This window comes from Halogeometricum sp. CBA1124 (assembly GCF_009741955.1).
Lineage (GTDB): Archaea > Halobacteriota > Halobacteria > Halobacteriales > Haloferacaceae > Halogeometricum > Halogeometricum rufum.
The window spans coordinates 1-10,072 of sequence record NZ_WPCD01000135.1; the positions used below are offsets into that span (position 1 = coordinate 1).

The 10,072-nt window shown below is 65.7% G+C and carries 8 protein-coding genes and 3 pseudogenes; 8 read left to right on the forward strand and 3 right to left on the reverse strand.

The window, feature by feature from the left end:
• A pseudogene (locus GJ632_RS14760) lies at positions 1-236 on the forward strand (2-dehydro-3-deoxyphosphogluconate aldolase); the annotation flags it as partial.
• A 3-nt stretch (positions 237-239) separates the two neighbouring features.
• Here the strand turns inward: GJ632_RS14760 and GJ632_RS14765 are convergent.
• Positions 240-933 (reverse strand): annotated as a pseudogene (locus GJ632_RS14765) (carbonic anhydrase).
• A 79-nt stretch (positions 934-1,012) separates the two neighbouring features.
• Here GJ632_RS14765 and GJ632_RS14770 point away from each other — a divergent pair.
• Positions 1,013-1,372: a VOC family protein gene (locus tag GJ632_RS14770; protein WP_089805858.1), complete on the forward strand. Its 360-nt coding sequence runs from the start codon at positions 1,013-1,015 to the stop codon at positions 1,370-1,372.
• 109 nt (positions 1,373-1,481) lie between these two features.
• On the opposite strand, the gene GJ632_RS14775 is transcribed toward GJ632_RS14770, so the two are convergent.
• Together GJ632_RS14775 and GJ632_RS14780 are read right to left on the reverse strand one after the other, a co-directional pair.
• Positions 1,482-3,695, reverse strand: a complete 2,214-nt coding sequence (locus tag GJ632_RS14775; RefSeq protein WP_191453358.1) for a TrmB family transcriptional regulator — start codon at positions 3,693-3,695, stop codon at positions 1,482-1,484.
• A 567-nt stretch (positions 3,696-4,262) separates the two neighbouring features.
• A complete protein-coding gene (locus GJ632_RS14780) occupies positions 4,263-4,547 on the reverse strand; it encodes a hypothetical protein (RefSeq protein WP_191453359.1) in 285 nt (94 codons plus the stop codon).
• Positions 4,548-4,603: 56 nt separating this feature from the next.
• On the opposite strand from GJ632_RS14780, the gene GJ632_RS14785 reads away from it, so the two are divergent.
• The 6 genes and pseudogenes from GJ632_RS14785 to GJ632_RS14805 form a co-directional block, all read left to right on the forward strand.
• Positions 4,604-5,932: a glycoside hydrolase family 32 protein gene (locus tag GJ632_RS14785; RefSeq protein WP_197428019.1), complete on the forward strand. Its 1,329-nt coding sequence runs from the start codon at positions 4,604-4,606 to the stop codon at positions 5,930-5,932.
• 60 nt (positions 5,933-5,992) lie between these two features.
• Positions 5,993-7,133 (forward strand): annotated as a pseudogene (locus GJ632_RS14790) (ABC transporter ATP-binding protein).
• A gap of 43 nt (positions 7,134-7,176) precedes the next feature.
• On the forward strand, positions 7,177-7,827 hold the full coding sequence (locus tag GJ632_RS24805; protein ID WP_197428020.1) for an ABC transporter substrate-binding protein: 651 nt from the start codon (positions 7,177-7,179) through the stop codon (positions 7,825-7,827).
• Positions 7,824-8,561 carry an extracellular solute-binding protein gene (locus GJ632_RS24810; RefSeq protein ID WP_255473580.1) on the forward strand — a complete coding sequence of 246 codons (738 nt, stop codon included), beginning with the start codon at positions 7,824-7,826 and terminating at the stop codon, positions 8,559-8,561. The genes GJ632_RS24805 and GJ632_RS24810 overlap by 4 nt, the downstream gene beginning before the upstream one ends.
• Positions 8,562-8,570: 9 nt before the next feature.
• Positions 8,571-9,494: a carbohydrate ABC transporter permease gene (locus GJ632_RS14800; RefSeq protein WP_191453361.1), complete on the forward strand. Its 924-nt coding sequence runs from the start codon at positions 8,571-8,573 to the stop codon at positions 9,492-9,494.
• Positions 9,487-10,072 (forward strand): carbohydrate ABC transporter permease (locus GJ632_RS14805; protein ID WP_191453362.1); only part of this gene is annotated, 586 nt, incomplete at its 3' end. The genes GJ632_RS14800 and GJ632_RS14805, both read left to right, overlap by 8 nt.

Below are 10,072 nucleotides of genomic sequence, written 5' to 3' on the forward strand. Positions count from 1 at the left end.
CGGTGATGGGGCCGAAGCACCTCGCCAGCATCAAGGGCCCCCTGCCGCAGATTCCGCTGATGCCCACCGGCGGCATCGACATCGACAACGTCGCGGACTACGTCGAAGCCGGTGCCGTCGTCGTCGGCGCGGGGAGCGCCATCATGGACGGCGACGCCATCGCGGCGGGCGACTTCGAGTCCATCACCGAGACGGCCCGCGAGTTCACGCGGGTCATCGAGGACGCCCGCGAGTAGCGCTCAGACCCCCGACGGGACGTGCCCGGCGTGGTCGTCCCCGACGCGTTCTCGGAGCGCTTCGGCGTCCGTCTCGCCGTCCAGCGAGACGAGGTACGCCGCGCCGTCCTCGTCGCCGTAGACTCGCTGGAAGTCGTAGACGAAGCGGCGACGGTCACGTCGTCCGGAACGGCGTCGTCGTCGACGAGAAACCGAACCTGCGCTCCGACCGCCCGTTCGACCAGCCGATTCACCGCGACGCTCGCGGGCGTGTCGCCGTCGAACACGCCGTCGTCGCGCGCCGACTCGACGACTGGCGCGAGTCGCTCGACGGCCGCCTCGACGGCCGGCGGCATCGACTTCTGGCCGTCGGCCCTGCCCGTCACCGACTCGTAGGCGGCGGTGACGGCTCCGCACCCGGTGTGGCCGAGGACGGCGATCAGGTCCACGCCCAGCACGGACACCGCGTAGCCGACGGCGTCGTTGACGACGCGTTCGCCGTCGACGTCGGTCCACGCCTGGTTGCCGACGTTGACGCTGGTGAACAGGTCGCCGTCCGCGTGCGCGCTCCAGACGCCTTCGGCGGGGACGCGCGAGTCCGAACACGACACGGAGACGGCGTCGGGCGCTGTCCGTCTCTGACCCCGTCGAAGTGGTCCGCGGCGATGCGCGCCACGTGTTCGTCGTTGCCCTGCAGTAACCGTTCGAGTACGTCCACACGAGTCGAGTGACGCGTAGCGGGTATCAATCGGTCGGAATCCGGCACTTCTTTCGGTCCCGTGGACGACTGCCGAGGCATGACCACCGGCGGCATCGTGTTCTTCCGGACGACGAACCGCGAGGCGACGACGGCGTTCTACACCGACACCGTGGGTGCGGAGGTGTGGCTCGAACAGTCGGGGTGTACCATCCTCCGGCACGGCAACATGCTGTTCGGCCTCTGCGACGGCGAGGAGACGGAGGCGGAGGGCATCGTCACGTTCGTCTACGACACGGACGACGAGGTGGACCGGATGCACGAACGCGTCGGCGACGCGGCGCGCGAGGACCCCCACGAGAACGACCAGTACGACATCTACCAGTTCTTCGCCACGGACCCGGACGGCCGGACGGTGGAGTTCCAGACGTTCCGTCACGACGTGTCGGACCCGCTCTGACGGGCGGTCCCCCGCCGGACCGTCGGGGGCGGGCCACCCGAACGGACGCCCCGCGTCCGAGGTGGCGGACCCCGGCCCCGAAGGCGGACTCGACGACCGGACCCGCCGATTACGTGTTGGAGAGGTACGTGTCGTACTCCGCGATGAACGACCGTAGTTCTGCGGGTTCGGGTGCGCGATTGTGTCGCATGAAGATGCTGGCGACGGAGTTCGCGAGGACGAGCGACGCCCCGGGCGACAGGTCCTCCGTGAGCGCGAGCGTCATCCCGCTGAGGAAGTGTTCCTCCGCGTTACGGAGTTGGTGTGGGTCCACCACCTGCGGCGCTCTCGCCGAGAGCACCTCGTCCGGCGTCGCCACGGTGGCACCGTTCTGCGACTGCATCACGTATCGTGAGACGCCGAACCGTCGTCTGAGACGCTCGACCGTGGGTTCCGTGTCGCCCCCGTCGTCGAGGAGCGCGTCGCGGAACCGCCGGGTCTGGCTCCGACTCGCGGTGATGGTCACCGTCACCACGTCGTCGAGAGCGGCGAGCGCCTCACAGCCACGCTCGAGTTCGGCCGGAGAGAGGTGGGTGACCTCGCCGGGGACGAAGTGGACGTGCTTCGGTGGCGCCTCCAGTCGCGGCCACAACTCGGTCCGGAACGCGTCGACGATGTCGACCAGTTCGGCCGTCGAGTACCACGAGCCGATGGAGAGGACCGTGTTCCCGTCCACGAGGCCGGCGAACTCGCTCGCACCGATTCGGTCCTCGATGACCTGCCAGTTGATGCGGTCGAAGTTCGGTTCGGTCAGCAGGAACTTTCGGTCCTCGAACCAGACGTAGTCGGTGCTCGTCACCTGGCCCAGGGTGACCAGCGTCTGGTTCTGGAAGGGGTGAGCGAACTCCGGACGTATCGGGTCGCCCATCCGTCCGATCAACGTGACGTCGTATCCGAGTTCGTCGAAGACGCCGCCGACGTGCGCGACGAGACCGCCGGGTTCGGTTCTGGTCTCCCGCCACTCCACGCGTGGAGGCGCATCGCTCGTCTCGTACCGGACGAGTTCCTCACGGAACGCGTCGAACTTTCGAATCCGTTCGTAGTCGCCGCCCGGCGCCCGGTGGATGAACTCGCGCATCCGGTCGATGAACGCGTCGAAGCAGAGCACGGCGGACGCGTCGCCGAACGAGTCCGGCAACTCGGTTCGGCAGGCCTCGAGGTGTCGCCGGGTCTCCGAGTCGATTTCGCTCGTGTGCGTCGTCCCGTTCTGACGGAGTTCGATTCTGGATGCGGCGTAGTCGACGTTTCTGGCGCCCGTGTCGCCGACGGTCACGACCGACGAATCGACCGACGCCGCGTCGGCACCGACGTTCACGGTCAGCGACGCGCGGATGTCGTACTCGGTGTAGTAGTAACTGGTGAGCGTCCCGCGTCTGGTCACTTTCTCGCCGGTCTCCGTGTCGTACCCCTCGAACCGAACCTCGAAGCTGTCGACCGAATAGGCGGTGGTGAGCGACGACAGGTCGGCCAGACAGTCTCGGATTCGGATGTACTCCTTCGGGAGCGCCGGTAGTTCCGTCTCGTCGCCGAGTGGCGTCGCCAGCGGCCAGATGGACTCCGAGAGGAACCGGTCGAGAACCAACGCCAGACTGGGGTTCGTCACGTAGTAGCCCTGACCGTCGTCGTCGACGTGTTCGTAGCCCTCTTGGACCCAGTACAGGCCGCGCCGCCGATCGGTCGTGAGCGCGAAGTCTTCGCGGGTCGAGACGAACCGGACTTTGTCGACGGTGTCCGGAATCGACGCCCCGTCTCCGATGTCGTTCGACTCCGTCGAGACGTTCGACACGACGAGTCTGACCTGTTGGTCCGTGCAGGCGGCGAGGTCGTCCACGACGACCCCCAGTCTGCTGACGGGGACGAGGAGGAAGACGTCCCGTTCGGCCGACTGTACCAGGTCGCTGATGTACCGCCTGATGGTACTCTCGCTCTTGAACAGGGCGACCCCGCTCTCGACCTTCTCGACGGTATCGTGCAGGTCTTCGAGATACGTCTCGGCCTGCGACAACTGGTCGCGAATCGAGGAGAACGACTCGCTGGGGTCGACAGCGTAGGCCTTCTGCGGGTAGTCGTCGATAACCTCGACCAGCCCTCGTTCGCGGAGTCTGTCGACGATGTCGTACACCCGCTGTTTGGGGACCTCACTCGCCTCTGCGACGTCGGTCATCGTCTGCGTCCCTCCTCGAACGAGTGCGAGGTACACCTCGGTTTCGTACGTCGTCAAGTCGACGTTGGACTGGAGCGTCTCGCGAAGGCGCGCGAGTTTCGCGTCGTCCTCGGCGGTCATTGGCCGATTCTCGTACTGCTACGGTAAGCCATTTGCTGAACTGGACCCGTTCGCGGTACCATGTGTCGTAGTAACACGACCGACACACATAATACTGTAGACTTTCCTCACGATAGTTGTGAATATGAATTCGAACCACGGTTCGGTGCTCGCCGACGCTCCGCACCGAGTGGCGCGCCTGTGCGTCGGGCGAGACGCGCACGGCGATGTGCCCGACGAGACGGTGGCACTGTCCGACCCCGAGGACGACGACCTCGGAGACTACGACGTCCTCTGGTGGCATCGGGAACGACCGTTGGACCGGTCCGTCCGGACACACCTCGACGACGCGAGCGACCGTCTCCGCGAATATCTCTCGGCGGGTGGCGGTCTCCTGTTGACGCACGGGGCCGTCGAGGCGGCCGAAGCGCTCGGTATCGAGGCGGTCCGTCCGGACGCGGTCGAGCCGACGGACGCCGAGAAGTCCGGGTTTCTGGTCCGGGCGCAGCACGAAGACCACCCGCTCTTCGAGGGCATCGACACGCTCAGGCCGGAGTCGGCGCCGGCGGGCGACGCGGTGACCGTCGCCTACGACTCGTTCCACCCGCGCGACGCGGACGTCCTCGCGTCTCGACGGCTCGACGGCGAGGACTGTCCGAGCGAGGCGTCCGTCATGTGCTGGTCCGTCGAGGCGGGGCGCGTCGTCGGCGCGGGAGCGGCCTCGCCGGTCGAGGCACCGAGACGCAGCGACGACTGTTCGAGAACTGTCTCGGGTACGCCGCGGGGGCGGGCGAGGCGCCGGCGACGACGGGCCGACCGAAGGGTCGCGAGGAGTTCGGCGCCCTCCGCGAGGCGGTTCCCGACGAGAATCACCGACCCGCGTACCACTCACCGCGCCGGCGAACTGGCTCAACGACCCCAACGGGCTGGTGCAGTGGAACGGTCGGTACCACCTGTTCTACCAGTACAACCCCGCCGGACCGTTCCACGGGACGATCCACTGGGGACACGCCGTCTCCGACGACCTCGTCTCCTGGACCGACGAGCCGATAGCGCTCGCGCCGGAGCAGGGCGGCCCCGACGCCACAGGCGTCTGGTCGGGCTGTTTCGTCGACGACGACGGGACGCCCACGGTGATGTACACCGGCGGGTCGGGAAACGACCAGCTCCCGTGTCTCGCACGGGCGACCGACGACGCGTTGCGAAACTGGGAGAAAGCGTCGCAGAACCCGCTCATCCAGCGAGTGCCCGACGAAGTCGACGTCCTCCAGACCATCGACTGGCACCGAGAGTTCCGCGACCACTGCGTCTGGCGGGAGGACGAGACGTGGTACCAGATAATCGGCTCGGGCATCGACGGCGAGGGGGGTGCGGCCCTCCTCTTCGAGTCCGACGACCTGATAGAGTGGGAGTACTGCCACCCGCTGTTGACCGGCGACTGGCGGCGCACGGGACAGATGTGGGAGTGTCCCGAGTTGCTTCGGTTCGACGACGGTGCGGTACTGCACGTCTCCGACTACTCGAAGGTCGTCTGGTTCGTCGGCGAGTACGACGAGTCCCGACGCCGGTTCGACCCCGACGAGACCGGTCTGCTCGACCACGGCGTCTTCTACGCGCCGCAGTCGTTCGTGGACGACGACGGCCGGACGGTGATGTTCGGCTGGCTGAAAGAGGACCGCGACGAGGGGGCGCAGTGGGACGCCGGGTGGTCCGGTGCCATGTCGCTCCCGCGCGTCGTCTCGCTCGGCGACGACGGGTCGCTTCGATACTCGCTGCCGGAGGAACTCGAGTCCCTGCGCCAGACGCACCACTCGTACACCGACCTCACCGTCTCCCCGGACGAACCGACGGCGCTCTCCGGCGTCGAAGGCGACACGCTGGAGCTGAAGCTGACGGCCGACGCGTCCAACGTCGGCGAGTTCGGTATCGTGCTCCGCGAGACGCCCGACGGGGCGGAGCGGACGGTCGTGCGGTGTAACGTCAGGAAGCGCACGGTGACCGTCGACCGGTCGCAGTCCTCCCGGAGCGACGCCGCCAACGACCGACCGCACTCGATGCCCGTCTCGCTCGAACCCGACGGGACGCTGTCGCTGCACGTCTACCTCGACCGGTCGGTCCTGGAACTGTTCGCGAACGACGCCCAGGCGCTCGCGACGCGTATCTACCCGACCCGTGCGGACAGCACCGGCGTCTCGCTGTACGCCGCCGACACCGACGTATCGGTTGAGACGCTCGAAATCTGGGAACTGGGGGCCTGAGCAGAATTAATCACTTTCGTTGGGAAAACTTGAAATAGCTGTGTGATAGTGGTTGTGTCGATGAGTGGTATAACAATCGACCATGTACGAAAGGAGTACGAGTCCGACGCCGGGACGATACGAGCCGTCGACGACGTGAGCCTCGACGTCGAAGACGGCGAGTTCCTCACCATCGTCGGGCCCTCCGGTTCGGGGAAGTCCACGCTCCTGCGTATGATCGCAGGGCTCGAGGACATCACCGGGGGCGAAATCAGGATCGGGGAGACCGTCGTGAACGACATCGCACCGCAGAACCGCGGCGTCGCGATGGTGTTCCAGAACTACGCGCTGTACCCGCACATGACCGTCCGTCAGAACATGTCCTACGGACTGAAGCTGACGACGGACCTCGACGACGAACAGATAACCGAGCGGGTCGAGGACACCGCGGAGATGATGGGCATCGGAGACCTCCTCGACAAGAAGCCGAACAACCTCTCCGGCGGCCAACAACAGCGCGTCGCGACCGGCCGCGCTATCGTTCGCCAACCCGACGTGTTCCTGTTCGACGAACCGCTGTCGAACCTCGACGCGAAGCTTCGGCTCCACATGCGGACCGAACTCCAGCGCATTCAGGAGGAACTGGAGACCACCTCGGTGTACGTCACGCACGACCAGACCGAGGCGATGACGATGTCCGACCGCATCGTCATCCTCTCCGAGGGGACGATTCAGCAGGTGGGCACGCCCGCAGAGGTGTACGCCGAGCCGGTCAACAGGTTCGTCGCCGACTTCATCGGGTCGCCGTCGATGAACTTCTTCGACGTGGAACTGGCGGGGGGAGGTTCTGCACGGCGAGAACTTCGAGTACCGGATACCGTCGGACCTGGCGACGACCGTCGAGGCGAACAGCGAGAGCGACTCCCTCGTCCTCGGTATCAGGCCCGAACACATCGGCGTCGAGTCGGACGGCGCGGACACCGTCACGGCGGAACTCGACGTCCTCGAACACGAGGGAAGCGACAACTACCTCTACCTCTCGAAGGGCGGCTCAGAGTGGACGGTCCGGGTCGACGGGAACACCCGGTTCGAGGGGGGAGAGTCGGTCGAGTTCACGCTCCCTTCGGAACACCTCCACGTGTTCGACGGGAAGACGGGCGAGAACCTCGTCGTAGACGAGGGTGTGACGGCTCAGACCGACGAATCCTCCGTGACCGTATAGGGCGAACGACCAGCGACGACCAGCCGATACGAGACCAGCGACCATGACAAGTTCAGACAACACGAACGGTAAGACGCAACGGACGACGATCGACCGCCGCCGCGTGCTGAGCGCGAGCGGTGCCGCTATCGCGACGGGGCTCGCCGGGTGCGCCGGCCTGACCGGCGGCGGCGGCGGCAGCAGCGGAACGAGCAGCGGGGACGACGGCGGCGGTTCCAGCGGCGACGTCGAGATAGACTACTGGATGTACTTCGGCGCACAGGAGCGAGAGGAGATGACGGCGCTCATCGAGGAGTTCAACTCGCTCGACAACGGCATCCACGTCAACGAGCAGGGGATTCCGTTCCCGGAGTTCCTCAACAAACTGTTCACCGCGGTCAACTCCGGTAACGCGCCGCACGTCGCGAGTTACTACGGGTCCTACGGCCGCCACCTCGAACCCGTCACACATCCCATCGACGACTACCTCTCGAAGGGTGCGAAGAACGAGTACTTCGACATCGCCTGGGACAACCTCCAGGTCGACGGCTCGACGTACGCGCTACCCATCGACATCCACGGGAAGGCGTTGTACACGAACGACAGCGTCCTCGAGTCGGCGGGCGTGGAACCGGACTTCACCGACTGGGAGGCGTTCTCGACGCCTGCGACACCATCGTCGACGAGACGGACTCCCGCGCGTTCTCGTTCCTGAACTGGAACTCCGGGCAGGCCGCGTTCCGCGCGTACCTCATCGCACTGACGCAGGCGGGCGGCGACGTCGTCACCGGCGAACCGGGGAACTACGAGGTGGCGTACGACAGCGACGTCGGAATGCAGACGGCGGAACTGATGACGAACGTCACCGGCGACTTCGGCTGGGACATCCCGCAGTTCCAGAGCGACTCCGCGCGCGTGCAGGACTTCCTCGCCGACGACCTCGGGATGTTCATCGCCGGGACGTGGTCGGTGAACAACTTCGAGAACGAGGACGGAAATCTCCCGGAAGACCTCTCGTTCAGCTTCCAGAAGCCGTTCTTCTTCCCCGGCGACGGCGAGGACGTCGCGTGGGCGGAGTCGAACTCGCTGTACTTCCCGACGAACCCCAACCACACCGAGGAGGAGAAGCAGGCCGCCGTCGAGTTCGCCGAGTACGTCACGCAGAACAACACGCTGTGGGCGTCCGCGGGCGGACACCTGCCCGCCGCCGAGTCCGTCGCGACGTCCAGCGAGGTCAAGAACACCGCGCTCTGGAAGGAACACGGGACCATCGAGACGATGTACGAGATGGTCTCGAACGGGAAGGTTCGCTACCAGCCGAAGACGGCGATACACCTCAACAGCGACCGGTTCTGGGGTCCGTTCCTCGACATGTACATCCAGAACACGGACGTGCAGTCGGGCGTGACGGCGAGCGTCGACGAACTCAAACAGGCACTCGAACAGTAGGTGCACGACATGAGCAACGTCGAAACGGCGACGGAAACCCGGACGGCGAACCGATGGGAGCAACTCTTCGACCGCTCGACGCGGGAGTTGCTCGTCGGGTTGCTGTTCGCAGCCCCGTACCTCGTGCTGTTCGCGGTGTTCCTCCTGTACCCCCTGCTGAAGGGCCTGTACATGAGCCTGCACGAGTGGAACTTCCTCGAACCGTCGAAGTCGACGTTCGTCGGCTTGGAGAACTACGCGCGGATGCTGGAAGACCCGGCGTTCTGGAACGCGCTGTGGAACACGCTCGAATTCGTCGGGATGACCGTCCCCCTCATCGTGGGTCTCAGTCTCGTCCTCGCGCTGGGACTGAACAAGGAACTGAAGGGGAGCCGTATCCTGCAGTTCGTCTACTTCAGCCCGTACGTGCTGACTGTCGCCGTCGTCGGCATCGTCTGGGCGCAGATGTTCGCTCAGGGCGGGGTCGGCACGCAGTACTTCGGCTGGCTGTTCTCGGGGTCGCCCCTGAACTCGAAGTTCTGGGCGATGCCCGTCATCGTCGTCACGACGGTGTGGTGGCAGGCGGGCTTCTACTTCGCCGTCCTGCTCGCGGCCCGACAGAACGTCCCCGACCGCCTCTACGAGGCGGCGCGACTCGACGGCGCCGGTCCGTGGCGCATGTTCCGGGACGTGACGCTCCCGCACATGAAGAACGGACTCCTGTTCGTCGTCATCGCCTCGACTATCTTCCAGTTCCAGGTGTTCGGCCAGCCGTACCTGATGACGAAGGGCGGACCGGTCGGCAACACGGAGACGCTCGTCTACTACCTCTACCAGCTCGGGTTCCAGACGCGCGAACTCGGCTTCGGGTCCGCGGTGGGGTACACCCTGCTGTTGATACTGGTCGGCGTGTCGGCACTGAACTACGTCATCGTGGGGACCAACGATGAGTAACGCAGACGCCTCGCGGTCGCTGACGGACCGTCTCACCGACCGAGACACCCTGTACCGAATCGGCCTCTACGTCGCGATGTACGGGCTGGCGGTGGTGTTCTTCGTCCCGTACTGGCGGATGTTCCAGCTCTCGGTGACGCCGATGAGCGTCCTCTCGCAGGGGGGGTTCCACTGGATACCGCCGGAGGTCACGTTCGCCGTGTGGCAGCGCTACCTGCTCGAGGAACCGATCATCTACCAGTGGGCGTTCAACACGCTGCTCATCGCCAGCATCACGACGTTCATCGTGCTGGTCGTCGACTCGATGATAGCGTTCTCCATCACGCGGTTGGACTGGCCCGGTCAGGGACTCATCCTCGCTGTCATCATGGCGAGCTTCATGATTCCCGGCTACGTCAACATCATCCCGCTGTACACCCTCATCAACGACCTCGGGCTGATGAACTCGTACTGGGCAATCATCCTGCCGTTCGCGGCCGGACCGCTCGGCGTGTTCCTCCTCGTGCAGTTCTTCCGGGACATCCCCGAGGAGTTGGAGGAGGCGGCGCGGCTCGACGGCTTCTCGTCGCTGCGCATCT